At 47.1% G+C, this 919-nt stretch carries 2 protein-coding genes; one reads left to right on the forward strand and one right to left on the reverse strand.

All coding sequences use genetic code 11. The features are described from left to right. A partial coding sequence (locus A3739_RS30240; protein WP_197472489.1) for a hypothetical protein occupies positions 1-214 on the forward strand: 214 nt, incomplete at its 5' end. 4 nt (positions 215-218) lie between these two features. Here A3739_RS30240 and A3739_RS21875 read toward each other — a convergent pair. After that, positions 219-919 (reverse strand): sodium-dependent bicarbonate transport family permease (locus A3739_RS21875; protein ID WP_068502758.1); only part of this gene is annotated, 701 nt, incomplete at its 5' end.

Genomic DNA, 919 nt, shown 5'->3' on the forward strand with positions numbered 1-919 from the left:
CTTAGTCGGCTCAACACACGTCATCGACTTTACCTTGATGAAAACGCACGAAAAAGGCATCGCAAAAACCAAAGTGCGTCTAGCAGAAAAACCATTTTTCTTCGCACTCCCTCAAAACAAGGTCGGTACAATTAAAGAAGTAAAAATGCATTTAGAGGAGCTAAAACGCACTGGAGAGCTGGATCGAATTGTTGCGAACTATACGGGTAGCTAAGTAACTATGCGATCCACTGTGAAATGTATGAATGGTAAAAAGGGATACCAAAAATAACGTTCAGAGGGAAGGTCAAGCCTAGTGATAACAGCATGGCTAAGCCAATATCCGCATCGGGAATAGCGCTTCGAATTGCTGCCGGCGCAGCAATATAGGAAGCACTAGCGACTAAAGTCGCAAGAATAAGAACTGAGCCTTCAGGCAGCCCCAAAGCTATACCAGCGCCTGCGCCAATCGCAGCAAATGCAAGCGGTGTGACGCATGCGAAGATAACCAGTTTCCATTGTTTGTATGGGAAGGGACGGAGTGTTTCAGCCGCGGTAAGTCCCATTTCTAACATGAAGATAGCCAAGATTGCTTTGAAGCCTCCTGTCAATAACTCGGTGACCGACGCACCTTGCACTGGCCCGTACATCCAGCCAATCAGAACACCACCAACGAGCAATACAACACCTCGGTTCGTCAATGTTTCATGCCAAATAGCGCGATGAGAAACGCCTTCAACTTGCTTCTCCGAATTGAAAAAACGATAAATGGCGAGGGCAACAATAATCGCTGGAAGCTCTAACATAACCAGATAAAGCGTCGTTTGCGCACCAAACTCAATGTTATTGGACTCTGCATACGTCAGCACAACCGCAAAGGTACCGGCACTAACCGAACCATAGTGAGCTGCAATACTGCTGGCGTTGGCGAGAGATACGC

It is taken from the genome of Oleiphilus sp. HI0067 (assembly GCF_001635735.1).